The organism is Vaginisenegalia massiliensis (assembly GCF_900604935.1).
GTDB lineage: Bacteria > Bacillota > Bacilli > Lactobacillales > Aerococcaceae > Vaginisenegalia > Vaginisenegalia massiliensis.
Genome location: NZ_UWPC01000004.1, coordinates 36,882 through 62,214 on the forward strand (window position 1 = coordinate 36,882; position 25,333 = coordinate 62,214).

General features: G+C 40.2%; 26 protein-coding genes. 20 read left to right on the plus strand and 6 right to left on the minus strand.

Annotated elements, in window-relative coordinates:
* Positions 1-9: 9 nt before the first annotated feature.
* The 8 genes from EIH20_RS03370 to EIH20_RS03405 all read left to right on the plus strand — a co-directional run bounded on the left by EIH20_RS03370 (position 10) and on the right by EIH20_RS03405 (position 6,507).
* A complete protein-coding gene (locus EIH20_RS03370) occupies positions 10-915 on the plus strand; it encodes a PfkB family carbohydrate kinase (RefSeq protein ID WP_124057957.1) in 906 nt (301 codons plus the stop codon).
* Between the two features lie 118 nt (positions 916-1,033).
* Positions 1,034-2,152 carry an alanyl-tRNA editing protein gene (locus EIH20_RS03375; protein ID WP_164470854.1) on the plus strand — a complete coding sequence of 373 codons (1,119 nt, stop codon included), beginning with the start codon at positions 1,034-1,036 and terminating at the stop codon, positions 2,150-2,152.
* A 28-nt stretch (positions 2,153-2,180) separates the two neighbouring features.
* The gene (locus EIH20_RS03380) at positions 2,181-2,549 is read left to right on the plus strand and encodes a YkvA family protein (protein ID WP_124057959.1); all 369 of its coding nucleotides are present in this window, start codon (positions 2,181-2,183) and stop codon (positions 2,547-2,549) included.
* An 87-nt stretch (positions 2,550-2,636) separates the two neighbouring features.
* Positions 2,637-3,425: a glutathione-dependent disulfide-bond oxidoreductase gene (gene yghU, locus EIH20_RS03385; protein WP_124057960.1), complete on the plus strand. Its 789-nt coding sequence runs from the start codon at positions 2,637-2,639 to the stop codon at positions 3,423-3,425.
* A gap of 182 nt (positions 3,426-3,607) precedes the next feature.
* A complete protein-coding gene (locus tag EIH20_RS03390; RefSeq protein ID WP_124057961.1) occupies positions 3,608-4,231 on the plus strand; it encodes a TVP38/TMEM64 family protein in 624 nt (207 codons plus the stop codon).
* A gap of 168 nt (positions 4,232-4,399) precedes the next feature.
* On the plus strand, positions 4,400-5,104 hold the full coding sequence (gloB, locus tag EIH20_RS03395) for a hydroxyacylglutathione hydrolase (protein WP_124057962.1): 705 nt from the start codon (positions 4,400-4,402) through the stop codon (positions 5,102-5,104).
* A gap of 20 nt (positions 5,105-5,124) precedes the next feature.
* A complete protein-coding gene (locus EIH20_RS03400) occupies positions 5,125-5,613 on the plus strand; it encodes a YbaK/EbsC family protein (protein WP_124057963.1) in 489 nt (162 codons plus the stop codon).
* 66 nt (positions 5,614-5,679) lie between these two features.
* Positions 5,680-6,507 (plus strand): exodeoxyribonuclease III, encoded by an 828-nt coding sequence (locus tag EIH20_RS03405; protein ID WP_124057964.1) that lies wholly within the window; start codon positions 5,680-5,682, stop codon positions 6,505-6,507.
* Between the two features lie 114 nt (positions 6,508-6,621).
* Here EIH20_RS03405 and EIH20_RS03410 read toward each other — a convergent pair whose 3' ends face one another.
* Positions 6,622-7,344: a YwaF family protein gene (locus EIH20_RS03410; RefSeq protein ID WP_124057965.1), complete on the minus strand. Its 723-nt coding sequence runs from the start codon at positions 7,342-7,344 to the stop codon at positions 6,622-6,624.
* A 98-nt stretch (positions 7,345-7,442) separates the two neighbouring features.
* Here EIH20_RS03410 and EIH20_RS03415 point away from each other — a divergent pair, with 98 nt between their 5' ends.
* A complete protein-coding gene (locus EIH20_RS03415; protein WP_124057966.1) occupies positions 7,443-7,724 on the plus strand; it encodes a hypothetical protein in 282 nt (93 codons plus the stop codon).
* A 143-nt stretch (positions 7,725-7,867) separates the two neighbouring features.
* Here the strand turns inward: EIH20_RS03415 and EIH20_RS03420 are convergent, their stop codons facing one another.
* Positions 7,868-9,211 (minus strand): MATE family efflux transporter, encoded by a 1,344-nt coding sequence (locus EIH20_RS03420; RefSeq protein ID WP_124057967.1) that lies wholly within the window; start codon positions 9,209-9,211, stop codon positions 7,868-7,870.
* Positions 9,212-9,345: 134 nt separating this feature from the next.
* Here EIH20_RS03420 and EIH20_RS03425 point away from each other — a divergent pair, with 134 nt between their 5' ends.
* The 5 genes from EIH20_RS03425 to EIH20_RS03445 all read left to right on the plus strand — a co-directional run bounded on the left by EIH20_RS03425 (position 9,346) and on the right by EIH20_RS03445 (position 13,952).
* Complete coding sequence (locus EIH20_RS03425) at positions 9,346-9,627, plus strand: DUF1294 domain-containing protein (RefSeq protein ID WP_124057968.1); 282 nt, start codon at positions 9,346-9,348, stop codon at positions 9,625-9,627.
* Between the two features lie 106 nt (positions 9,628-9,733).
* Complete coding sequence (gene pepT, locus EIH20_RS03430) at positions 9,734-10,966, plus strand: peptidase T (RefSeq protein WP_124057969.1); 1,233 nt, start codon at positions 9,734-9,736, stop codon at positions 10,964-10,966.
* A 449-nt stretch (positions 10,967-11,415) separates the two neighbouring features.
* Positions 11,416-12,336: a peptidase U32 family protein gene (locus EIH20_RS03435; protein WP_124057970.1), complete on the plus strand. Its 921-nt coding sequence runs from the start codon at positions 11,416-11,418 to the stop codon at positions 12,334-12,336.
* A 12-nt stretch (positions 12,337-12,348) separates the two neighbouring features.
* Positions 12,349-13,587 (plus strand): peptidase U32 family protein, encoded by a 1,239-nt coding sequence (locus EIH20_RS03440; protein WP_124057971.1) that lies wholly within the window; start codon positions 12,349-12,351, stop codon positions 13,585-13,587.
* 83 nt (positions 13,588-13,670) lie between these two features.
* Positions 13,671-13,952, plus strand: coding sequence for a chorismate mutase (locus EIH20_RS03445; protein WP_124057972.1), 282 nt, complete (start codon positions 13,671-13,673; stop codon positions 13,950-13,952).
* Positions 13,953-14,072: 120 nt separating this feature from the next.
* Here the strand turns inward: EIH20_RS03445 and pepF are convergent, their stop codons facing one another.
* Complete coding sequence (gene pepF, locus EIH20_RS03450) at positions 14,073-15,869, minus strand: oligoendopeptidase F (RefSeq protein ID WP_124057973.1); 1,797 nt, start codon at positions 15,867-15,869, stop codon at positions 14,073-14,075.
* 184 nt (positions 15,870-16,053) lie between these two features.
* Positions 16,054-16,734, minus strand: a complete 681-nt coding sequence (locus EIH20_RS03455; protein ID WP_124057974.1) for a B3/B4 domain-containing protein — start codon at positions 16,732-16,734, stop codon at positions 16,054-16,056.
* A gap of 120 nt (positions 16,735-16,854) precedes the next feature.
* On the opposite strand from EIH20_RS03455, the gene EIH20_RS03460 reads away from it, so the two are divergent.
* Positions 16,855-18,201, plus strand: coding sequence for a CapA family protein (locus tag EIH20_RS03460; RefSeq protein ID WP_124057975.1), 1,347 nt, complete (start codon positions 16,855-16,857; stop codon positions 18,199-18,201).
* A 52-nt stretch (positions 18,202-18,253) separates the two neighbouring features.
* Here the strand turns inward: EIH20_RS03460 and EIH20_RS03465 are convergent, their stop codons facing one another.
* Entirely contained in the window at positions 18,254-19,381 is a 1,128-nt protein-coding gene (locus tag EIH20_RS03465) for a CdaR family transcriptional regulator (RefSeq protein WP_124057976.1), read from the minus strand.
* A 140-nt stretch (positions 19,382-19,521) separates the two neighbouring features.
* On the opposite strand from EIH20_RS03465, the gene EIH20_RS03470 reads away from it, so the two are divergent.
* Together EIH20_RS03470 and EIH20_RS03475 are read left to right on the plus strand one after the other, a co-directional pair.
* Positions 19,522-20,667: a glycerate kinase gene (locus EIH20_RS03470; RefSeq protein WP_124057977.1), complete on the plus strand. Its 1,146-nt coding sequence runs from the start codon at positions 19,522-19,524 to the stop codon at positions 20,665-20,667.
* The gene (locus EIH20_RS03475) at positions 20,664-21,932 is read left to right on the plus strand and encodes a GntP family permease (RefSeq protein ID WP_124057978.1); all 1,269 of its coding nucleotides are present in this window, start codon (positions 20,664-20,666) and stop codon (positions 21,930-21,932) included. The genes EIH20_RS03470 and EIH20_RS03475 overlap by 4 nt, the downstream gene beginning before the upstream one ends.
* A 72-nt stretch (positions 21,933-22,004) precedes the next feature.
* On the opposite strand, the gene EIH20_RS03480 is transcribed toward EIH20_RS03475, so the two are convergent.
* Positions 22,005-23,099, minus strand: a complete 1,095-nt coding sequence (locus EIH20_RS03480) for an FUSC family protein (RefSeq protein ID WP_124057979.1) — start codon at positions 23,097-23,099, stop codon at positions 22,005-22,007.
* A gap of 182 nt (positions 23,100-23,281) precedes the next feature.
* Here EIH20_RS03480 and EIH20_RS03485 point away from each other — a divergent pair, with 182 nt between their 5' ends.
* The 3 genes from EIH20_RS03485 (at position 23,282) to EIH20_RS03495 (ending at position 25,284) form a co-directional block, all read left to right on the plus strand.
* The gene (locus tag EIH20_RS03485; RefSeq protein ID WP_241152376.1) at positions 23,282-23,833 is read left to right on the plus strand and encodes a Fur family transcriptional regulator; all 552 of its coding nucleotides are present in this window, start codon (positions 23,282-23,284) and stop codon (positions 23,831-23,833) included.
* Positions 23,834-24,017: 184 nt separating this feature from the next.
* Positions 24,018-24,416, plus strand: coding sequence for a transcriptional regulator SpxA (gene spxA, locus EIH20_RS03490; RefSeq protein ID WP_124057980.1), 399 nt, complete (start codon positions 24,018-24,020; stop codon positions 24,414-24,416).
* Positions 24,417-24,582: 166 nt separating this feature from the next.
* On the plus strand, positions 24,583-25,284 hold the full coding sequence (locus EIH20_RS03495; protein WP_124057981.1) for an adaptor protein MecA: 702 nt from the start codon (positions 24,583-24,585) through the stop codon (positions 25,282-25,284).
* The last annotated feature ends 49 nt before the right edge of the window (positions 25,285-25,333 follow it).

Sequence of the window (25,333 nt, forward strand, 5' to 3'; positions counted from 1 at the left end):
AGGTCAAACGTGGATAAGTGTATGGTAATTGGATCAACGGTTTGTGACATTATGATTTATGTGGATCGTCTACCGGGACGGGAAGGCGATGTTCATATCTCAAAACAAACCATGGCTGTTGGCGGCTGCGCCTTTAACAGTTTAAACATCCTCCATCATTTGAACATCCCTTATACCTTTATTTCACCTGTTGGGACGGGCTTGTATGGGGACTTTGTCGCAAAAAATTTGAAGCAACTGGGGATCAAATCTGAGATAAGGTCAGACCTTGAGAATGGTTGTTGTTATTGCTTTGTTGAGGAGGACGGGGAACGGTCTTTTATTTCCTATCACAAAGTTGAATATAGCTTTAATCCTTCATGGTTGGATTCATTTGATTTAGATGAGTATGCTTATATTTATGTGTGTGGATTAGAGATAGAAGAGGAAGATGGACCTGCTTTAGTAGAAGCGTTAAGCCGCTTTAAGGGGCAAATTTTCTTCTGTCCGGGTCCTCGTGCTGAATTAATCAATCCAGAACTCATGCAAAAAATGTACGCTTTATCTCCTATTCTCCATATCAATGAGCAGGAAATTATGCGCTTAGCAACTTGTACTAACGTTGAAGCAGCCGTGCTAAAGTTAGCTAAACAAACGCAACGTCCGATTATCGTGACCCTTGGTAGCGAAGGGGCACTTTTATTTGAAGCAGGAGAATTTAAACGAATTTCGGGCTATCCAAATCAAGTAGTTGATACGATCGGAGCAGGTGATAGCCATGCGGGTGCGGTCATAGCGGCTCTGTATTCGGGTATGACCTTGTCTCATGCCGTGGATTTTGCTAATCAGGTATCCAGTTTAGTGGTGGGCACAAGTGGAGTCCAATTGGCTCCAGATCAATACCAAAGATTGAAAGAAAAATTAAATACAAAATGATAAAAAACTAGCTGAAGCAAAATATTTCAGCTAGTTTTTTTAGGTACCTCTTTGCATTGTTTTAGAGATTAATTTGCTATAATAGTCTAAAGAGACTCAATGGGAAAGGATGACGACCATGACTCACTATGATGATTTTATGCGGCTGACTTGCACCACTCAAATTAAAGAGTTAAAAGAGGACTATTACCTTTTTGATGATACGGTCTTTTATGCTGAAAAAGGGGGACAGTTGTCTGATCAAGGTACCATTAACGGCTTGCCCGTGACCGACTTGAAATGGGAAGACGATCAAGTGTGGCATCAAGTGGCGGGTACCTTAGAAAATCCGATTCAAATGGAAGTGGACTGTGATACGCGCTATTTGAATACGGCTATTCAGACAGCCTATCATTTATTGGACGGTTACTATGAGCGACTGGGCCTATGTTTAACGTCAGTCTCAGTGACGCCGGGCAATCAATGGTACGAAGTCAACAGCAAGGATATCGATCAAGACCACCTAGATCAAGTTCAAACCTATATGAATGAGGCCATTCGTCAAGAAATTCCCATTGAATATTCTTATATGAAAGGACAAGATTATCCGGATCCTGCTTATCAGAAATACGACCAACTTCGCTTGGTTAAAATTGGTCAATTAAACCAGCAACCTTGTGGAACCCCGCATGTTTATCATACAGGCCAGATTGGCAGTTTTATTATTCTGGGAAGTCAGAAAGCAAGTAAAGGAACGCGAATTCAAGTATCCTGTAATTTGGATAGCCAGTACCGTTTTCAAGCGGAGCATGACTTAATCAGACACTTATCCCAAGCCTTCAATTTAGCGCCCGACCAGTTATTGGACGGATTAATAGAAATGGGAAAACAAGTCAAAAGCCAGAAGAAACAGCTAGATGATCTCAATCGACAACTTGCGGAAGTTCAAGCACAGGCGTTGGTTAATGAACAGGCTAAAATTCTTCAAGTCGAGGTTAAAGAAGCAACCCAATTTCGTTATTTAAGTCAAGCTTTGTCCAAGTTAAGTAGTCAGACCCAAGTGTTATTAGCTACGATTGAAGGACAGACAAATTTTGCGATTATCTCGCCAGATAAAAAAGCCCGTGATATCTTCGCTAAATGGCAAGAGTCCTTACCGTTAACTGGCGGTGGGTCACCCATAATTGTATCTGGCAAAGTTGCCTTGCCGCTTGATCAAAGTTATCAAGCTTTGGTTAAGATGGATGAAATGGCATAAAGAAAATGAAGTAAACGAGGAGCCATCAATGAAGTTAAAGGACAAAGCCCAACAAATTAAGCGTGATTTACCCAAATTGCCTCTAGCTCTGAAACATCCTGACACCCCTTGGTTAGCAAAAGGACTAGCCATTGTGACTCTTATCTACGCCTTGTCCCCGGTAGATCTCATTCCGGATTTCATTCCAGTTCTGGGTTATTTGGATGACCTCATTATCCTTCCTATGCTTTTGATGCTGACCATTCACTTTATTCCCGACGAGGTTTGGGACCAACTTCAACAAGAAAGCCAAGAGTTTTCCAAGGAAAAACTGGTTAAAAGGTGGTATTATGCGCTGCCAATTTTGTTGATTTGGTTAGGAATTGGCTATTGGATTTATACTTGGTGGAAGGCTTAGTTGATGAGATGAAAGAGAGAGAAAAAGTAGCGAATCAATTCGAAACAATAAGATGAAAGATAGAAAATTTGAGGAGCGTGAAGCAAGATGACAAATTATCAAAAACCACGAGTTTGGGAATGGCAGGATGTCAATAATGAACGAACCGGGAACCGTCCAACAGCGGGAGCGCGTTTCGAGCAAAGCTTACCCCGAGGTAAGCATGACTTACAGGTTTATTCATTAGCCACACCGAATGGAATTAAAGTGCCTATTATGTTAGAGGAATTACTGGCTATTGGTAAGGCCGCTGAGTACGACCTATATAAAATTAATATAGGTCAAGGAGATCAATTTGGTTCGGCTTTTGTGGAATTGAATCCCAACTCTAAAATACCCGTATTAGTGGATTATAGCCAAGGTGAACCAGGCTTAAATGTCTTTGAATCGGGTTCAATTCTAGTGTATTTAGCGGATAAGTTTGCTAGCTTTATCCCTCAAGATTTCAGTCAACGGACTCAGTGTTTAAACTGGGTTTTCTGGCAAGTGGGAGGGGCTCCTTTTGTCGGTGGGGGCTTCGGTCATTTCTTCCACTATGCACCTGAAGCGCTAGAGTATCCTATCAACCGTTATGCTATGGAAACCAAGCGCCAATTGGATGTCTTGGATCAACACTTGGCAGATAAAGCCTATGTTTGTGGAGAGAACTATACTATTGCGGATATGATGATTTGGCCATGGATGGGGCAACTAGTCGATGGTAAACTTTATCCAGGGTCCGATGTCTTTCTCGATGTTCAAGCATACCCACATGTGAAGGCATGGTCTCAACGTATTAGTCAGCGGCCAGCTGTACAGAAGGCCTTAAAAGCAGACTATCAACCAATTACGAAATAATTCAGCAACGATAAAGTAAAAGGCTCTAACTAGTTGGATGGGAAAACTAGTTAGGGCTTTTTTGCTAGAATCAAAGATTTTTGCTTGGCAGAAGTGAAATAGATAGGACTTTAGCTGCATAGACAAGGATACGGATTTCGGTTTATAATGAGGATAAATTTGACAGCAAGTGGGTGAGCAAGTTGAGAAATCAAAGAGTTAATCGAGATTTGAGATGGCTGAGTGAAAACAAACGTATTCTAACTGGTTTGTCTGTGCTAGGTTTAATTCTAGCGGCCGTTAGTGTGGGTTTAGGTGTCCATCAAGACCTTTTCCAAAGACCAGAAGTCTTGCAGGCTTATCTTAGTCGGACGGGCATTTTTGCTCCGGTAATCTTTTTTGTTCTGACCATTCTTAATGCGATTTATCCTTTCATACCAGGTGGTATGGGGAATGTGGTGGGCTATTTAGCCTTTGGTCCCTTGAAGGGCTTTGCTCTTGCATTTAGTGCTAACGTTATCGGTTCCTTATGTTTATTCTATCTGGCTAGACGCTACGGAACGGTCCTTTTAGAAGCCCTCTTTAGTCCCAAATTAATTCAGCGAGCGATGGGCTATTTAAATAAGGGCTATTATTTAGAGTGTATTTTAGCAGTTGTATATATCGTACCCGGACTCCCGGACGATATTTTTACGGCCTTTGCAGGTTTAAGTAAGATGAAGAAGGGCAAATTTATTCTTCTACAACTCTTGTGCCGACCTTTGACCATGTATCTTTACATGATGGGAATCAACCAATTACTCGCCTTATTAGCAACCAAAATATAAACGGAATACTCATTTCAGTATTTCCATACGAACATCCACTCTTTATCCTTACCGCGCAACCTCAGAGTTGCTAAATAAAGGAAAGAGTGGATTTTCTTTTTTCTTAAAATAAAAACGGAATACTGTTATAATGAGAAGGTAGATAACGCTTAAGGGAGGATCTCGTGTATGAAAGTGACAGCTGTACCTGCTTTAGAAGATAATTACATTTGGTTCATTGAGCAGGGAGATCAGGTTATAGTCGTTGATCCGGGGCAAGGGGAACCTGTCTTAAATTATTTAAAAGAACATCACTTAAACCCTTTGGCCGTGCTCTTGACCCATAAACATGCCGATCATACGGCTGGTGTCGAAGCTATTAAAACAAATTTCCCAGAAGTCGTCGTTTATGGCCCGACTGAAACGCAAGACTGGAATGATCGGACCCTGACGCCTGACCAATCCTTTTCGGTTGGAGACTTCACATTTAAGACAGCTTTGACTGCGGGCCATACGGCTGGTCATATTTCTTATCTGCTTGAAAATCATTTGTTTTGTGGTGATGCCTTGTTTATGGCTGGCTGTGGCCGAGTATTTACTGGCGATTACGCCGCTCAGTTTGCGGCTTTACAGTGGTTCAAGCAATTACCCGATCAGACCTTTGTGTATGCAGGACATGAATATAGTTTGACCAATTTGCGCTTTGCGCAAAGGGTTAGTCCTCATCACCAACCCATTCGTCAGGCTTTAGCTCTAGTCCAAGATTTACGCGATCAAGGGCAGATGACTTTGCCATCAACGATAGGTCAAGAAAAAGCTATAAATCCATTTTTAAGAGCCAATAGTTTGGCCGAATTTATCCAACTAAGAAAAGTACGCGATGATTTTAGTTAAAGATTCAGGGAGGGGATTAGATGGCATTCGAACCTGTTAAGGAATATTTTTCTAAAGTGGGTTTGGCCGATCGGATTCAAGTCTTTGAAAGAGCCACCCAAGGAGTCGGGGAAGCAGCTACTTGGTTAGACGTACCCTTAGGTGCAGTGGCAAAATCAATTGTTTTTGATACCGACCAAGGCTTAGTAATGGTGGTTTGTTCGAGTGATGATAAAATAGATCCTAAACGATTTAAAGCTCATTTTGGCCAAGAGCCAGTCCTCTTAGCAGATGACCAAGTGGCTGAGCGAGTCGGACACATTGTCGGCGGCGTCTGTCCATTCGATTTGCCTGCTTCGATTCGCGTATACCTTGATATGTCATTGCGTCGTTTTCCTTATGTCTATCCAGCAGCGGGTAGTCGCGAAAGTGCCATTGGTTTGAGCCCAAACGAATTAGCAATCCATGCTAAAGCTACTTCTTGGGCTTATTTATGTCATGGTAATGAAGAAGTGGGACGAACTCACTGAGGTATAAGAGGAGTTTGGCCACGACAGTTTACGAAATGTGAAAATGAAATTTTAAGGAGATCAAATATGAAATTAATATCATGGAATATCGATTCGCTAAATGCAGCCCTTACCAGTGAGTCTGCAAGAGCTTTAATGACTCAAGCGGTTTTACAAAATTTAATTGATTTAAAACCGGATGTGTTAGCTATTCAAGAAACTAAACTTTCGGCTACAGGTCCTACAAAAAAACACGAAGAAATTATTGAACAGATGTTTCCTGAATATGATTGCGTGTGGACCAGTTCAAAAGAACCAGCGCGTAAGGGGTATGCAGGTACCATGTTTTTAATCCATCGATCATTACAACCAGTGGTCACTTATCCAAGTATTGATGCACCGGGAACCATGGATCATGAGGGGCGTATCATTACCCTCGAATTCCCAGAATTTTATATTACCCAGGTCTATACGCCGAATGCGGGCGATGGCTTGAAGCGTTTGGCTGATCGCCAAATTTGGGACATTAAATATGCGGATTATCTAGCAAGTTTAGATAAGGGTAAACCGGTTTTAGCAACAGGGGACTTTAACGTAGCCCATCAAGAGATTGACTTAGCTAATCCAGCGGGCAATCGCCGATCAGCTGGCTTTACAGATGAAGAACGTTTCGGCTTTACCCAATTATTAAATCGAGGCTTTACCGATACTTTCCGTTACCTACATGGCAATATTGAAGGCGTTTATACATGGTGGGCACAACGTGTGAAAACTAGTAAGGTTAATAATTCTGGCTGGAGAATTGATTATTGGCTTGTCAGCAACCGAATTGCAGACAAGGTCCAAAAGTCGGAAATGATTCATTCGGGGGATCGACAAGATCATACCCCTATTCTCTTAGAGATCGATTTCTAATTTAAAAGCAACGTAAAAACAACCCGCTGTCTCTTTTCTTTGATCATCTGTCGTTGGACCAACGATTCGGATAAGATCAAATAAGAGAGGGCGGGTTGCCTTATGGTATGGAGTTTATTTACTTGGATTAAGTAGAGAAAGTCGACTTCTTATAGAGAGATAATGAGTCTGACTCCAGCCCAGCAAGCGATTAAAAGCAACTAATCCTAGGCAATAAAATAGCGTCATTAGCACGGCACAACTCAGGCCAGTGAAAGGTAAGCTACTAAGAGCTTCAGGTAGTTTAAGCATAAAGGCATAATTGGCTCCCAGAGCATAATCCATCGCTAAGATGAAGCTATTAATCAGGAGGGTAAGTTTAATAATTTGTTTTGCTGCTAGAGGTCGAGCGCGAAGCAACAACCAGCTGCTATTAAAAAAGAGGAAATAGTGGCCGAAAACAAAAGAAAAATTGGTAATATGGGGGAAGGCAAAGGGATCAATAGCGGGCGTCAACATAGCCACAATGGAGCCCACAAAACCTAAAATGGCAAAATAGGTTTGGTTTTCTTTTTTGAACCCTAATTGCGTTATAATTAAAGCCCACATGGCGATGCGACAATGGTAAAGGGGGAGTCCTTCTTGCCATAAATGATAGCCAGTGCTAAAATACCAAAGAAGGATGGAGACTTGTTGCCAAGCCGAAAGACAAAGACCGATTTTAAGAGCCACTGGCTTCTTGCGGAAATGATAGGCTAAGAGAAAGCTAATGATTAAGCCTAAGATTACAAGCTGCTGCCAAGGGGCTGTTAGCTTAACGCCGGGATCGATTTGGCTGCGAAAGAAATAAGTTAACATAGAACACCTGCTTAAGTAAGATACTCGATATCATACCAAGTATTTGCCGATTAGGAAAGTCCTAATTGGCGAGCAAATAACCCTAAAGGAGTCGAATCATGGCCTATATTTTTTATTTTATTCTTGGAGCATTATTAGTTATTTTTGGTGGACTCTCTCATCATTTAGAATTAATCCTTTTGGGCTTAATTGTTTCAATGGTAGGGATGAATACCTATTTACGCAAGAAACACCCAGAGAACTACCGACCTGAAAATCGACCTAAGCCGCTTGTTCGTAAACGTGATAAGAAAGCGACGAAAGAAACGGTTAGCACGACAAATATTGAAGAGCCCGTATCCTCAGAAGATACCCATCCAGTAGTCAAGACTGAAGACTAAAGGATTTATTATAGTTAATACGAAAGAATCCGCATCCCTGATTCAATGTTGCCTAGCCTGTTCTAAAGTGGCAATTGAAGGGAATGCGGAATTTTTATTTTTTAATTTTCATTGCAGTGGCAACTGAGGATTGACACATTTAATTAGCTAATTTGGTGAACCCATTTTCGTGAAAATACGCGATGAAGTCCAATCAAAATTTTGCAAACATCTTCCATACAGGCCATGATCATGACACCGTAGATTGGCCAGTGGAAAATAGCGGCTGCGATAAGCGCGCAAGGAACGCCTACTGCCCAAACACAGAAGGTTTCAAGATACATAGAGAAACTCGTGTCGCCACCACCACGCAATATTCCGATAATGATGACTGAATTGATAGCCTTCATGACAAAAAGAACACCCATAACCCGAAGTAATTGAGAGGATAGTTGGTAGACTTGGGGACTTAAGTTAGTAAATGGTAATAAAGTTAAACCAGGTGTGAGGCTGAGGAAAAGACCAATAGTCAGGCCAACCAATAATGCCAATTTTAGGTAGCGTTTGGCATAGACATGTACCTTTTCCAACAAGCCCTGTCCGATTGATCGTCCAATAATGATGGTACAGGAGGATCCCAAACCACGGACGATGACGAAGACAATCCCTTGGATGGCCATACAGACTTGAACTGCAGCCGTAGCATTGGTGCCGACCATAGCGTATGCAATGCTGTACATGACTTGACCCAAAGACCAAAAGCCTTCATTGAGGATAACGGGTAAGGTAACTTTGAAGTATTGGCGAATAAAGGATAAATTAAAATTAAAGAGGTTGGTTAAGCGTGTATTGAATGGCCCCATATAAGTGGAAATAACATAAGCCATAATAGCTAATTCGACCAGGCGGGCGGCAATGGTTCCGACGGCAGCTCCGGCTACTCCCATGCGAGGAAAACCTAATTTACCAAAGATAAAAACATAGTTGAAAAAGAGCTGGGCAAAGAGACTAGCGCAAGAAGCCATTAAAGGCGTTTTGGGATTACCCGTTGTTCTTAAGGCACTTCCGAGAGCGAAACTTAAGCCGGTCATAATATAGGATAAAGAGACAACCTGTAAATAGACGGCTCCAGCTTGGATCACCTTAGGGTCGTGGATCATATGGCTCAAGATAAAATGAGGAAAGAATAAGGCGACTAGGGTAAAGATTGTTCCAAATAGGAAACACAAAGCTAAGGATAGTCCGAGGATATGACGAGTACCTTGACTGTCCCGCCGACCCCAATATTGAGCCATCATAACGGAAGACCCCGTATTGATGCCAAAAAAGAGCATGACAAGGAGGAAGAAGACTTGGTTAGCCAGTCCAACTCCAGCGATGGCGGCTGCCCCGAGCGAGGCTACCATCAAAGTATCAATCGTATTCAGACAGGATGCAATTAAATTTTGTAAAGCAATAGGCACGGCGATTGCCAGCATCTCAGCATAGAAAGCCTTATCTAATTTCATCTTTCAAATCGCTCCTTTTAAAATCATCTGTTCTATTATAGCTTATTTATTACTATAATTGAATGAAAGTTAAAGGGTCTTTATTTAGGAAAATTTTTTGGCTGAGGTCGATACTAAAATAGAAAGAGGCAAGTATGACTTATCAAACATTTTTTGTATTACTTATTATTGGAGCCAATCTTTATAGTTTTCTGATTTTCGGTTTAGACAAATTTTTAGCCATCCATCAGCGTTGGCGCATTTCTGAAGCCCATTTGTTGCTTGCTTGCTTCCTATTTGGCGGCATAGGTGGCTGGTTAGGGATGCGGATGTTTCACCATAAAACGCAAACACATAAATTTATTTGGCTAGTTCCTATCGCTGGTTTAATTACAGTTTTGTGTCTTTTGTGGCTCTTAGATGTGGTGAGAAATTAGGATAAAAGATCCATTTAAAAATTTATGAAAAGGCTTCCTAATTTGATGAAATGCGTTATAATAAATCTATCTATTAAGAAAGATATTCTAGGAGGAATGACTCACAATGCCAGAAAAATTAGTCGAACGCTTTGTAAAATATGTAAAAATTGAAACGCGATCAGATGAAAATAGTCAAACAGTTCCCTCAACGCCAGGTCAAACTGAATTCTTAAAAATGTTGGCAACTGAATTAGAAGAAATTGGTTTTCAAGAAGTATTTTTGAACCCAGAAAATTCTTTCTTAACAGCGACAATTCCAGCAACAACCACCAAAGAAGTTCCTGTTATTGGCTTTATTGCCCATGTTGACACAGCCGATTTCGAAGGTCGTAATATCAATCCTCAATTCCACGAGAATTATGATGGATCGGACATTGTCCTAAATGCAGAAAAGAATATTGTTTTAGCCGTCAAAGATTTTCCTAATTTAAAAAATTACGTTGGCAAAACAGTCATTACCACTGATGGAAATACCCTATTAGGTGCGGATGATAAAGCAGGCGTGGCAGAAATCGTAACGGCTGGAGCTTATCTTTTAGCTCATCCAGAAATTGAACACGGTAAGATTCGTGTAGCCTTTGGTCCGGATGAAGAAATTGGTGCCGGTGCCTTGAAATTTGACGTGGATCATTTTGGCTGTGACTTTGCTTACACCATGGATGGCGGTCCAGTAGGCGAATTGGAATTTGAAAGCTTTAATGCAGCTTATGCTAAAATTCATTTCCAAGGTAAGAACGTTCACCCAGGTTCAGCTAAAGACACCATGGTCAACGCCCTTGAATTAGCTCGTGAATTCCAAAACCTATTCCCAGCTTTAGAAGTTCCAGAACGGACTAGTGGTCGTGAAGGTTTCTATCATTTATTAGCTGTTAATGGAACGGTAGAAGAATGCCAAATCGAATATATTATTCGTGATCATAGTCGTCAATTATTTGAAGCTAAGAAAGCATATATGAAGAAAATGGTTGACCATATGAATGACCACTTAGATTCAAAACGTTTAACATTAGACATGGAAGACGAATATTACAACATGGCTGAAGTCATTGAAAAAGACAAACGGTCAGTTGATTTGGCTGAAGAAGCGATGCATAATTTGGGCATCGAGCCAATTATGAAACCTGTTCGTGGTGGAACGGATGGCTCTATTATTTCCTTTATGGGCTTACCAACACCAAATATCTTTGCTGGTGGCGAAAACTTCCACGGTCGTTATGAATTTGTAGCGGTTGAATCAATGGAAAAAGCACGTGACGTGATTATTGAAGTCGTGACCTTAGCGGCTAAAAAAGCATAATATAAATAGAATGACCCCTTTAGTAAAGGATGATTTAGTCTTTACTAGAGGGGCTTTTTGTCTTTTGGACAAGTGATTCGAAGCTGATCGCACGTTATCACTTTATATTGATTCTAGTTCGTCAGCTCAACTCTGACTTCCATTTGTCTAAAGACGTTTGCTTAGCTAGCGCTAACCTACACGCTTTGCCAAATGCTTCAGAGCTGACCGAGCTTCCTCACTTTATATGGAATCCAGTTCTAACGTGCAGCTTCAACCTCCACTTTCCAAAAGTACGCACCAAGCTGAGACTTGCTTTACGTCTTTTGGACCAGTGATTCAAAGCTGATCGCACGTTATCACTTTATATTGATTCCAATTGTGAATTCATCTATAATCTACTAATGCATGGCAAGCTGGCTGTCAAGGCTTATGTTTGCAATGGTAAATATTAATAAGGGGGCTGGGGAATGATTGAGCTGATTGCAACAGTGGAATCGATCCAACAAGCAGAAGGACTGTTAGAGGCAGGAGTAGACTGTCTTTATTTTGGTCAAGATGAATTCGGGCTGCGCTTACCGTATTCTTTTTCGCGAGAAGAGCAAGCACACTTAATTAAACTTGCACACCAAGCAGGGAAAAAAGTATCAGTGGCAGTGAATGCGATTTTTCATAATGAGGGCATTGACCAAGTCCCGGATTATCTACGTTTCTTGAAAGAACAAGAAGTGGATACGGTAACGGTAGGTGACCCGGGTGTCTTACAGAAAATGAAAGTGAATGATTTATTCATTCCGTATCGTTATGATGCTCAAGTCATGGTTACTTCCAGCCGCCAAGTTAATTTCTGGGCTAAACGAGGGGCTGTGGCTGCCGTCTTGGCTCGCGAAGTTCCTAAGGTTGAGTTGGAACGTCTTGCGGCTGATGTAACGGTGCCGGTTGAGTTCTTAGTTTATGGGGCTACCTGCATTCACCAATCTCGTCGCCCACTTATCCAAAATTACTTTAATTATATTAAAAAGACCGAAAATGTGGGTCGTGATCGAGGAATTTTCCTTTCTGAACCAAGAAAGGGCGGCTCGCATTACTCGGTATATGAAGATGTCAATGGAACCCATGTTTTTGCTAATAATGATGTTTTATTAGCCAGTGAGTTGCAAACTTTAGCTGATATGAATGTGACTCAATGGAAGTTAGAAGGCCTCTTCTCGCCAGGCGAAAATTTTGTTAAAATTGCTAGCCTATTTAATCAAGCGCGTCAGCAGATTGAAGCGGGTACTTGGACAGAACAACTGGCTCAGGAATTAGAAGACCAAGTTCGATCTTTACATCCGCAAGTCCGGGAATTGGATACAGGATTCTTCTTGTTCGATAAAGATTTAGTGAAGTAGGAGGAAAATCAGATGACTAAAATACTAAAAAAACCTGAAATTTTGGCTCCTGCTGGTACTCTAGAAAAATTGAAGACGGCTATTATCTACGGAGCAGATGCAGTATTTATTGGTGGCGAAGCCTATGGTTTGCGTAGTCGGGCTGGTAATTTCAATTATGATGAAATTAAAGAAGGCGTTGAATTTGCTCACCAGCATCAGGCTAAAGTATATGTGGCAGCTAATATGGTTACTCATGAAGGGGATGAAGAGGGAGCCGGCGACTTCTTCAAAAAGTTGCGTGATTTAGGCGTGGATGCCGTTATCGTATCCGACGTTGCCTTGATGGAAATCTGTGCGACTGATGCACCAGGTTTACCGATTCATTTATCGACGCAAGCTTCAGCTGCCAACTATGAAAATTTAAACTTTTGGAAAGATGAAGGTTTAGAACGTGTTGTTTTGGCGCGGGAAGTGTCGATGGCTGAAATTAAAGAAATGCGACAAAAAGTCGATGTGGAGATTGAAGCCTTTATTCACGGTGCTATGTGTATCGGTTATTCAGGCCGTTGCGTCCTATCCAATCATATGTCTCATCGGGATGCTAACCGTGGGGGCTGTTCACAAACCTGTCGTTGGAAATACGGTATGTATGAGATGGATATCTATGGAAACCATCAGCCAATTGGTGCGGGTGAAGAAGGTATCCAAGAAGCCTATTCCATGTCATCCGTTGATATGGCGATGATTGAGCATATTCCGGATTTGGTTGACAATGGCGTGGACAGTCTGAAGATTGAGGGTCGGATGAAGTCCATTCACTATGTTTCAACAGTATGTAATGTTTATCGAGCAGCGATCGATGCCTATTGTGAAGATCCAGAACATTATGACTTAAAACAAGAATGGGTGGATGAACTATGGAAAGCAGCGCAACGAGAGTTAGCGACCGGCTTTTATTACTCAGTACCAAGTGAAAATGAACAATTATTTGGTGCTCCACGTAAGATTCCAGCTTATGCTTTTGTTGGTCAAGTGTTATCATATGATCCAGAAACGCAAATTGCGACGGTTCAACAGCGTAATAACTTTGGTCGTGGTGATGAGATTGAGTTTTATGGACCGGGGATGCGTCATTTCCAACAGAAATTAGAACATTTCTGGGATGAAGAAGACAATGAAATTGATCGGGCGCCTCATGCTATGATGATTTGTAAAATCAAAGTAGACCAACCCGTTATGCCGAATGATATGATTCGTAAACAAAAATAGGTTTTAGACGGATTGCTTGCTAAAAGCAGTCCGTTTTTTTATCATAACAATAAGGAAAAGTTAAAGCGAAAGTAGGTGAGAAGATGATTGAAGATATTCGTCGTGACATTGAACAGATAGACCAACAATTAGTCCGTTTATTTGAGCAACGCATGGAATTAGCTCAGGCTTTAGGTCAATATAAGCAAGAACAGAATTTAGATGTGCTAGATATGGGTTTGGAAGAGCAAATGACGGACCAAGTGGTGGCCTTATTAAATAATCCCGAATTTGAGGCACCATTGCGTGAATTGTACCGGGAATTAATGCGTTTATCGAGACAACAGCAACTAGACTTAATGAATCAATTAGAGCAAGAAAGCTAGTCGCTCAATAAAATAATCCGAATCTTAGCCAGAGTCAGCGACCGCCAAGTTACTTGGCGGTCGTTTGCTGTACTCTTAACAAAATTCGGATTAAGTAGTAATTCAACTTATTCAATTAGCTTAGGCAAGTTCTTCGATTTGGTCAAGTAAGCTTGAGATATATGAGATTACTTGACGAAGAGGTTCTGGCGTGGTGAGATCTACTCCAGCTTCTTTAGCTAATTCAAGAGGTGATAAAGAATTGCCTTTCTTGAGTACATTTAACCATTGTTGGATGGTTGCTTGGTCAGCTTGGGCAACCTTTTGCCCCACTTGGGTTCCAATCGCTAAACCGGCTGAGTAGGTATATGAGTATAAACCATCGAAGTAATGGGGTTGTCGCATCCAGGTTAATTCAGCACCTGGATTGATTTCTAGAGCATCGCCCCAGAATTCTTCAAGGGTTTCTTTAAAGAATTGATTTAAGACGTTGGCATTTAATAAATCACCTCGGTCAACGGCTTGATATACTTTACGTTGATAAGCTGCTTCTAACAAGTGAGTAACCATATTATGGTAGTAAGTTGAGGTGATAAAGTCGGCAATTAAGGCACGTTTTGCTTTTGCTTCAAGGGGTTGTTGTAGTAAATATTGGCACGTAATGACTTCATTACATGTTGAAGGAGCTTCAACAAAGTATAGACTTGGTTCATAAGCAAGAATAGGTTGATTTAGACCTGCGAGCGTAAAGTGAGCCGCATGGCCTAATTCGTGAGCTAATACTAGCACTTCATTCAAGAGGCCTGTCCAGTTTAGCATGATAAAGGCAGGTTTTTGATAAGGAGAAGCACAGAATCCACCGGTTGCTTTAGTGTAATTCATCGGATAATCAATCCAACGTTGATTGAATGCATCTTCAATGATTTGGCTATATTCTTCGCCTAATGGAGCTAAAGCGGCTTGAACAATTTTACGACTTTCCGGAATCGAAATTTTGCTGCTGGCTTGTTTAACGAAGGAGGATTTGATGTCTGCCAATGAAATTCGGTCTATTTGATGTTCTTTTTCCATCATTTTGGCGTAACGACGCATGACCGGTGCCCATTCACTCATGAGGGTATCTATGATTTGATTATAGGATTCTTGGCTTACGTTTTGATCGAATAAGAGATAGTCAAAAACTGAATCAAATCCACGAAGGGTCGCCATTTTCTTATGCGTTTGAACGAGGGTGATGTAGTTAGTGGCAGCGGTATGTTGGTAGCTAGCAAGATTGCGATGGAAGGCCTCCCAAGCAGCCAAACGAACTTGACGGTCAGGGTGGACTTCATAATCTTGTTCAAAGCTTGCAAAACTGTTGCTGTATGTTTGATCACCCACTTGGAAATCATCAAAGCTCAAATCTTGGAATTTTAAAGCGTTATAAAGATTTTCTTGACCGAAAAGCGTACGGGACAAGGCACCTAAAATACTTTCAGTTTTACTATCAAAAAGGGTTGGACGTTGTCGTTCCAAATCGTCGATAAATGAATGATAAGCGGCCAATTCAGGTAGAGCACGAGCTTCATCTAGCAAGCTAGCATCTAAAGCTAAGAGTTCGGATTTGAAAAAGGCTGTGTTTTCTTGATACCATTCGCCTAATTGACCGACTAAGTTTTCATTTTCTTCATTAATTTGAACGGTACGGTCTACGCTATAGGCTAATTGACCATAGTTCAATAAGTGATCTAAAAGAATCGTAATATGGTTATAGGCTAAGATAGCATCTTTGATTTGACTAGCTTGGGTCATTTGTCCTTGAAATTGCTCTTTAAAAGAAATGACATCGCCTTTAAATTCAGCGACGCATTGTTCAAAGGCTGCTTGATCAGCAAACAAAAGGGAAAGGTCCCAAGTTTCTTCAACGGGTAATTCATGTCTTAATGGTAAAGCGGTCATAATCATTGCCCTTTCTTTATGTAAACGTTTTATATCCTTATCATAGCGAAGCCTATTTCAAGAGTCAATTGGAGTTTTGCTCGAAGCAAATTAAACTAGGGAAGCAAAAAGTTCATCAAAGCCTAATATAAAGACTTTAATGAACCATGGTTTTAGAAAGTATTTAGTCTAAATTTAAAGTAGGTTAATCTTGATTTAAGATAGCAAATCGAGTTGAGGCACCTGCATATTTTTCTAAGCGAGCGGCTAGGTCTCTAAGAGCTGCTTCGAGTTGGGCGATACTTTGGTCGTCTGGAGTTTCGATGACAAAGATGGCTTCAGTGGTATTGGCCGTTAGCATGGTTCGTACCGATTCCCGCCAATTCCAACAGCGACAGATAGCACCGGCTTCATCTTTATAGATGAGTTCGCCAGGATATGGGGGTTCGCTCTGATTGCTACCATAAGTGATGAATTCTTCTGTTCCATCGGCGAGAGTTAAGCGCATGTCGCCTTTAAAACAGGAGATGTCTTCTCCACCGCACGGAAGACCATATTCCAATGAAATGGCATTATAAATGTCGACTAAAGGACTTATAGATCCAACACCTTTACCTTGATTAACCCGTTTTAATAAAGCCTCAATGGAGGAACGGGCTCCTTTTTTCGTCTTGAATTGCTGATAAGCTTTACGCCATCTAGCGACGACTTCATTCTGACTGAATTCCGCTTGGGTAAGATGCTTTTGAGCTTTTTCATGGGCTTCTTCTAGTAAGGTTTGAATTTCTGTCGAAGTCTGTTGGTTATCCACCTGTTTTGCGTGAATCAAACCAATGTGGGCGGTAGGGAATAGTTGCCAAAAATCGGGTTCAATAATGACTTTCATATTAGGCCTCTTTTCTTAAGTTTATGACTGATTAATTTACATAAATATGATACCATAAATAGGTCAGAAACATCGAAACAACAGGTTGAATGATTAAATCAGGTGAAGGGGATTGCAGGGATGAAACAAAAGTATATTTGGTTTGGTTTAATATTGACCTTAATTATGGGCCTAACAGCTAGTGTCTATTATGTTTATTTTCAAACACATGATTCGCAACAGCATCAGACACAAGAGGCAGCTAGTCGGCAACAAAAGAAAACTGCCGAAGAAACAAAAACCAGAGCTATTAAATACCTGCCACAGCCCTTGGTTGGTTTAAAAGCCAAACCAAATTTTCAAGCTTCTCCAGCTCAGCCCAATCGCCTAGTTTTGCGTTCGGTTGGAGACATTTTAATTCATGACAATGTGGCTCAGATGGTTCACAAGGATAATCCTCTTTATCAAGCCATGATTGAAAGTAATCGTCAACGTCAAATGCCGATAAAGGTAGGGACAGATTACGAATTTGACTTTTTACCCATGTTTCAAGAAGTAGCCCCTTTTACGTCCTATGCCGATTTAACGATTGCTAATATGGAAGTTCTTGCCGCGAGTCCACAATTGCCTATCGCGGGTTATCCACGATTTTCAGCCCCTAGAGAAGTCCTAGATGCCCTAAAATATATTGGGGTGGATATCGTGTCGAATGCGACCAATCACACCATGGATTGGGACAGTGTCGGTTGCCATGCTTCGATTGATAATATCAAGGCGAGTGGCTTAGACTATGTTGGATCCTACGAAAGTGAAAAGGATAAAAGTCGGGCTCGGATTAAAGAGGTTAATGGGATAAAAGTTGGCTTTCTAGCCTATACCTATGGAACTAACGGCATTCCTGTCCCAAGTGGTGAAGACTATCTGGTTTCGCTTATTGATTTGCCTGTGATGTTAAAAGAGATCGAAGCGCTCAATAAGCAAGTCGATGCTACGGTCGTATCGGTCCAACTGGGTGAAGAATATGGCACCATGCCTAACCAAGAACAATTAACTTTATATCAAGCACTTAGTGAAGCGGGCGTCGATGTAATCTTGGGTGGTCATCCGCACGTTGTGCAGCCCTGTGAGTGGATTAATGATCATAAAACCTTTGTAATCTACTCGCAAGCTAGTTTTATTTCTGGACAAGAAAGTATTGATAATAAATTCGGTGGGATTACTGAAGTGACCCTAGTTAAGGGTAAAGATGGCAAAGTGAAAGTGACATCACCTAAATTTATGCCTATCTTTATTTTGGGGATGACGGGTACCAAGATTTTCCAAAGTGTTCCTTTAGCAGATTATCTTCGTTATCAAGTGCCTCAAGGTCAATATCAGTGGCAAATGATAAAGGATCGGATGCAAAGTTTATCGACGGACTATGAATATGTCACCCACCTCCAAACCCAATATACTCAAGAGGATCAGGACCTTTTCCGTGAAGAATAGGAATAAATAATAACCGCCCGGATGGTTTTAACAAACTAGCCGGGCGGTATTTTTATGGACGCTTTGTGTGGATGATAGGATGATTTTCCATCATAAAAGCTAACTTGAGAACGCAATAGTCATCGTAATGACGTAAATTATAGCCTGTATACTGATAAAGACGATTGATGCGATACTGAACCGTATTTTTGTGCATGGAGAAATGATTAGCCAACTGAATTAAGGAGCCATTATATTGCCCGTATAAACTAACGAGTTGCTGATAAAAGACGAGATCTTCAGGTGGAATTTGATGTAAGATATTGGTTTTGAATTGAAGTTTAGTTGCCTCGTTCAAATTGACGATAAGTAATCCTAGATTCATTTGACTATAATGAATGATTGGTTGGTTTTGTAAACTATCAAATTGTCCCCATTCAAAGGCGTACTGACTTTGCTTAAAATAGTTAAGTGCCGTTTGTTCAATAGTAAATTCTTCACTCACACCAAAAATCAATTTATCAGAGGTGAAAGGTTTTAGAAGGTCTAACAGCTGATTTAGTCGTGAATTAATTTCTTCGACTTTGTAGTCTTTGAATAAACAAATTAAATGGCGATCAAGGATGCTAGCCCAGAAGCTTTCATTGCGTTTCTGAAGTTGATCAATTTCATTCAAAATTCGCTCATTAATATCCATTGTATTCCAGTGAGAATGATCAAGGTTCAAACTAGCTATGTGAAGGCAAGCCGTCTTGGGAAAGGTAAAAATAGAATCCATTGAGTGATTATCGTGGAATAATATGCTATCAATCATACTCCGATTTAAGGAACGTTGATGTAAGAGATGATGATGTTGCCATTCTTCAAGAATGAGAATTTCAGTCATTTGTTTAATGACATGACCATAGATCTCGACCTGTTGGGGTTGCCCCGTTATGCCAATAACACCAATGACTTGATGATTAAAAAAGACCGGCATATTGATGCCAGCTTTACTCCCTTGATAAAGTTGGTCATTATCAATGATTAATGTTTTTTGTTCCTGGATACATCGTAAAGCCGCTTCGTGAAAATGTCCTATCCGTTTTGAATCGGTTGAGGCAATTATATGACCGGTGGAATTCATAAAATTTAAATCTTGATTGATGATTTTTTTCATTGCATGAACGATTTTATTAGCAATTTGGGCATGTAATTCCATAGAAACTCCTTGTTTTGGGTAACAAATTTTATAGATAAATATAGGTTTTAATTGTCACATAGACTATAACACTAATTTGTATAAAATCGTATACTAAATTTTGTGATTTAAAGTAAACGATTTCATTTGGAGGTGTAAGGATGAAAGTGACAGTTTGTATGGACTCATTCAAACATTCCTTGAGTGGTCAGCAAGCAAATGAGGCTGTTCTTGAAGGGATAAGACTCGTAAACCCTCATGCTGACATTCTTTTAAAACCCGTAGCTGATGGAGGAGAGGGAACAATCAAGGCCTTGGTTGATAGTTTGAATGGAAAATATGGCCAAGTAGGTGTTTTAAATCCACTAGGACGTCCAGTTCAAGCTAGCTATGGGCTTTTACCTGACCATAAATGCGTGATTGAAATGGCAGAAGCGTCTGGGATTCAATTAATTGATCGTGTGGAACGAAACCCCTTGTTGACTTCGACAATCGGGACCGGACAGCTAATTTTGAACGCTTTAGAATTAGGTTATCGCCATTTTATTATCGGTATTGGTGGCTCTGCAACGAATGATTGCGGTATGGGAATGTTGCACGCCCTTGGCTTCCGCTTTCTGGATGACTCCGGCCAAATTTTGGATCCGATAGGGCAAAATTTAATAAAAGTAAAGCAGATTGATGATTCACTCAAAGATGAGCGTTTGAAAGATTGTCAGTTTGAAATAGCCTGTGATGTAGAAAATCCATTGACGGGTCCCCAAGGCTGTGCTTATATTTACGGTCCACAAAAAGGGGCTAATCAAGAAATGGTGGACTTTCTTGATCGCGGAGCAGAAAATTTTGCTCAGGTCACACATGATTGGCGAGGAATAGATTTTAGTTTAGATTCAGGTGTCGGAGCGGCCGGTGGCTTAGGATTTGCTTTCAAAGCTTTCTTAAATGGGAAGTTAAGAAGCGGTATTGAGATTGTGATGGAAGCGAGCGGTTTGAAAGAAGCGATTAGTCAGTCGGATTTTGTGGTGACAGGAGAAGGGCGTATCGATCATCAATCAGCCATGGGCAAAGTCTTAGCTGGTATTGTACGTGAAGCCAAAACTTCTTCAACTAAAGTCATTGCGATTGGCGGAGCGGTTACGCAAGCGGGTATCGACAGTTTTAAAGGCGAACCGGTGTCCGTATTTTCATGTTTGCATCAAATTGTCACCCTTGATGAAGCACTTGATTCAAAGGTAGCTAGTCAGAATTTAACCATGTTAACGAGTCAAATTTTTAAACTTATTCAATTCGGAGGTAAAGAAGCATGACATATACTACTTTAGGAGCCATGGTTGGCTTAATCGTGGCCATTATCTTGATTGTGAAAAATTTTCCGCCTGCTTATAGTTTAATTTTAGGTTCATTGATTGGCGGTCTAGTTGGAGGTGGTAGCTTAATGCAAACTATCACCACTATTGTAGAAGGAGCCTCTGGCATGATGAGTTCAGTCCTCAGAATTTTGACAGCAGGTATTTTGGCTGGGGTCCTAATCAAGTCTGGGGCTGCTGAATCCATTTCGAAAACCATCATTCAACGCTTAGGTCGCAAACGGGCCTTAATTGCGCTAGCTATTGCTACTTTATGTTTAACAGCGGTGGGCGTTTTCATTGATATTGCTGTTATTACGGTGGCTCCTATCGGCTTAGTTTTAGCGGATGAATTAGAGATTCCTCGTCCTATATTATTATTAGCTATGATTGGTGGCGGTAAAGCAGGAAATATTATGTCGCCTAATCCGAACACAATTGCCTTGTCAGAAGCATATAAAGTCAATTTGTTCTCTTTGATGAGTGCCAATATTATTCCGGCTATTGTGGCCTTGGTCGTGACGATTTTATTAGTCAAAATGTTACAGGCTAAAGGGACTTTTGTATATGAGAAGCAAGCTGGGTTAGTGGCTAATGACGATTCAATTACTGAATTACCAAGTTTTGCCAAAGCCATTTCAGGTCCAGTGATTGTTATTGTTTTATTAATGTTACGTCCTTTAATGGGTATTACGATTGATCCATTGATTGCCTTGCCATTAGGAGCGATACTTGGATTGATTATTATGGGTCACGCTAAAAAATTAAATGACTTTGCCAGTTTTGGTTTGAATAAGATGATACCGGTAGCGGTGTTATTAATTGGTACGGGGACGATTGCGGGAATCATTAAGAATAGTTATCTTCAACAGGATATTATAAACCTTATTAATTTAATGGGAATTCCAAGTACATTATTAGCACCCCTATCAGGTATTTTGATGAGTGGAGCGACAGCATCGACGACAGCCGGTTCCACGGTTGCCTCTCAATCATTTGGTTCAGCCATATTGAAAATGGGCATGACGCCGATGGCAGCTGCTATGACAACTCATACAGGCGCGACAGTATTAGACCATTTACCTCATGGATCTTTCTTCCATGCGACAGCTGGTTCTGTGCAACTTGATATTACCAATCGGATGAAACTCATTCCGTTTGAAAGCCTGATTGGACTAGCTGCTACGCTAGCTTCGATTTTCGTGGCACAGCTATTCTTTGGATAAGAAGTATTCATATTAATAATTAAATCCTAAAAAACCGGCATAAACTCGATATCGAGTCTATGCCGGTTTAGGTTATTCATGATCAATGTGGTTATTACAGTATGCTTCTGGATTGTTTCGCATTTTAAAGGTTCGAATTAAGCGGTTGAGATTGGTTAATTCTTCTTCATATAGATAGATGGCAGACATGATATGGATGACGCCGTTACCTTCAAAATGGTGCTCTAATTTATTACTTTCTTGTAAACGGGCTTGTTCAAAGAAGATACGCATATAGTCTTCACGGTGCTCCGAATTCATTTTCATAAAGTTAACTTGTTCAGGTGGAACTTTACCGTTGAATTTCATTAGGATTTGTTCATGGGCACTTAAGAGGGTTTCAACCCGTTCGCGAATCTGAACCCGTAAATCGACAGGAAAATCACGATAAATTTGGTCATTATTATGAAGAGCAGACAAGAGAGTAATAGCGGCATCAGAAGTGGCCGCCATATGGCGATACACAACGAGTTTGCGTTGGGTATTTATTTTTTCTTTTTTAGAGAAGATCATTTCGTGTTTAATGAGATCAAAATATGTGTTGTACTTACCCATTTGTTTGAAAGCCCACTTGATATCGCGATGCATCACGGAATATTCGGCATTCTTACGAAGAGAAGCGCGAATCCAAATTAGGACTTCAGTAGTGGCAAAATCAAGTGTCGAGAAGAAACGATCATCATACTTAGGAGGATAGATTAACCAATTGACTAAGAAGGAAATAATGACACCGACAATAGTGTCAGCTACCCGAATAATCGCTTGTGTGACAGGGTCGTGTGCGCCATTACCTAGCATAATAACGATTAATGTCACGACAGCTAAACCAATATATTCATCCCACTTTAACGAATTAAGGATGGCGATGGTCAGAATGGAAGTAATCCCAATCGCGATAAAGGAACTACCTAAATAGTGCATCATCAGTACACCAAAAATCCCACCGATGACATTGGAAGCAATTCGACTTACAAAAGTTTCGAACGTTTTTTTAACAGAAGGTTGTGTTGAATAGACAGCTGCAATCCCCGCCAACATGCCATCACTACCTGGTATTAAGGCTAAGGCGGCAAAGATAGATAAAGAGATTGCTAGGCCGGTTTTCAAAACACGAGCACCTATTTTCATTTTATCGGCTCCTAAATTTTAAATTGCGAGTTCTCTAATATAATAGCTAATCTAGCCAAAAATACAAGTAGCCAAGTCCGTCTTTAAGATTAGAATCTAATAATAAATAAGATTTTCTAGTATAATAAACCGTGAAGTGATATAATTACTAACTACAACGATTTAGAAAAGGGGGGATTAGGATGTCATATCACCATGATCATGCTTTGCATAACATCAATACTGATGAGGATACACCGAACCTTTATGAGGGATTGGTTGATACGAGCGAAATGATGGTTGAACATATTATAAGTGACCTTAAGAAGAAAAATGTTCGTATGACGCCTCAACGCAAGGCCATTTTGACCTTTATGGTAGATAGTCATCACCATCCTACCGTAGAAGAAATTCATAAAGAAATGCTTAAACTTTATCCCAATATGAGTTTAGCAACTGTCTATAATAATCTCAATTTCTTCGTTGAAGAAGGCATCATCCATGAGATGAAATTTTCAGGAATTACGAGTCGCTATGACTTTATGGGCCATAAGCATTTTCACATTATCTGTAAAGAATGTGGAAAAATTTCTGATTTTGTTTACTCGGATTTATCGTTTATTAAAGAGCCTGCGCAACGTCAAACAGGCTATGAAGTCTTACAAACCAGATTAGAATTATATGGTATTTGCCCGGAATGCCAAGCGAAAAGACGTCGTCAAAAGGAAGTAGACGAATTCAAGTTAGATCAATAAAATGCTGAAAAGCTTTATGAAAAAATCTCTTTCTTTTAGCAATTTATTTATGATAATTTCAATATTGTTTTATTATGAATTTATTAAGAAGGTAGATTTAAGCTTACTAAGTATCGTATAATAGACACATAGTTATTGGATTGGAATCTGTCTCTCATAAGCAAACAAAAGAAAGGAAGATACTATGGTAACATTGTATATCACTCCTAGTTGTACTTCTTGTCGTAAAGCTCGCGCTTGGTTAGAGGAGCACTCAATTCCATACGTCGAAAGAAACATCTTTACTGATCCATTAACTATAAATGAAATTAAAGAAATTCTGCGTATGACCGAAGAAGGAACAGAAGATATTGTTTCAACTCGTTCAAAAGCTTTCTCTGAATTAAATATCGAATTAAGCGAATTACCGATGAGTGATTTCTTTGAGATGGTTCAACAAGAACCAGGGCTTTTACGTCGACCTATTTTAATTGATGAGAAACGTCTACAAATTGGCTATAACGAAGATGAAATTCGTCGTTTCTTGCCACGTGAAGTTCGTGCTTTAGAATTACAAAAAGCACGCGCCTTAGCTAATGACTAGAATTTTTTATGAGCTAACAATTCGTTAGCTCTTTTTTATTGCCCTTTATTTATTTATGCTATAATGAAGGGGAGCCTTTGAGAATTCCCTCTTGAAAAGATAAGAGGCTTCATGTAGAATGTATCAATACTTGAGAGTCTCAAGCGCTTAATGGAGGTGATGAAAGATGGAAATGGAACAAATTAATGACAACTTAATCAAAGTTCTGATTGGGGTAGAAGACTTGGAAGAACGTGGGATTAATTTCCTTGATTTGATTGGCGACCAAGGTAGCATTGAGAAATTCTTTTATTCAATTTTAGAAGAAGTCGATGTGGATCATCATTTCCATGATTCTGAAGCCGTTACCTTTCAAGTAATGCCAAGTTCTCAAGGACTTGAATTATATATTAGTCGAACTAACTTTGAAGAGATGGATGCCTTTTGGGAAGATGAATTAACCAAACGTCTTAAAGAGAAACGTGAAGCAAAACAAGGGCAGAGAAAAGTAGCTGATGCTCAGCTTGACTCAGAAGGAACAGCCAAGCAAGTAGATCAAGTTGCGGCTAAATCAGATAATCAAGAGATTCTGACAGAGGATGAAGTAGGAGATGAAGTATTTGTCTTTAATCATCTAGATGACTTCATCAAGATGGCTAGGGATTGGCAGAACGAAGATTTCTTAAATAGTCTCTATACGATGAATAATCGCTATTACTTACTCATCGAGGATATCGATGAAGAAATTGATGAAGCAGTCGCTTACCAACAACTGATGGATTTGTTGGAATATGGTGAAATTCATCAAACAACTCAAGGTATTTTAGAGGAATACGGACAATTGATTCGTAAAGATGATGCGATTAAGTTCTTCGGTCAACATTTTTAATAAAGTTTTCCCCTCCTATTCGGTTATTACTGAATAGGAGGGATTTTTT